Raw genomic sequence first — 632 nt, forward strand, 5'->3', positions numbered from 1 at the left:
CCGACGACGGCGATGCTGCCGGAGTCCCCGTCGAGCGTCCATTCGGGGGTGGCTGCGGCGTCGGGTGTCGCCGTGGGGCAGGTGCTCGAGGCGGCCGGGGCAGCAGCGTCGGACGAAGCCGAGGACGTGGAGGTCGCCGGGGACGAGTCGTCCGAGTCCGAGCTGCAGGCACCCGTCAGCGGGACGAGCGAGACGGAGGCGGCCAGGAACATGGTGCGGGTGTAGGAGTGATTCACCGCGCCCACGCTACAAGTACCGCCTCCGATGCCCGTCACACTGCGGCGCGGAGTACGTCTGCGACCGGGGTGGATGCTCGACCGATCAGGCCTGCAGGTCTCCGGAATCGGTGTCGAGCTCGCCGCGAGCGATTCCTGCGTCCGCGCTGGCCAACATGCTTGCGACGAAGTCGGGCAGTCCCGCGCCTTGGAGAATCGCGGTGTACTCGGACTCGGAGACGTCCTTGTAGACGATCGACTTGCCGGAGATCTCGCTGATGACCGCCGCGAGCTCGGCGTAGGTGAGGCGTTCGTCGCCGCCGAGCTCGTAGATCTTTCCGCCTTGATCGTCCAGTGTCAGTACGGCTGCGGCCGCGGCGGCGAAGTCGACGCGAGACGCGGCGGCGAGCTTGCGTA

1 protein-coding gene and 1 pseudogene are annotated in these 632 nt (G+C 68.7%); one reads left to right on the forward strand and one right to left on the reverse strand.

Annotated elements, in window-relative coordinates; translation table 11 throughout:
- Positions 1 to 225: hypothetical protein (locus RHBS_RS29530; protein WP_236745433.1), on the forward strand; the 225-nt coding region annotated here is incomplete at its 5' end.
- A gap of 46 nt (positions 226 to 271) precedes the next feature.
- Here RHBS_RS29530 and RHBS_RS28405 read toward each other — a convergent pair.
- A pseudogene (locus tag RHBS_RS28405) lies at positions 272 to 632 on the reverse strand (KR domain-containing protein); the annotation flags it as partial.

The sequence above is a fragment of the Rhodococcus sp. BS-15 genome, from assembly GCF_000813105.1.
Taxonomy (GTDB): Bacteria; Actinomycetota; Actinomycetes; order Mycobacteriales; family Mycobacteriaceae; genus Rhodococcoides.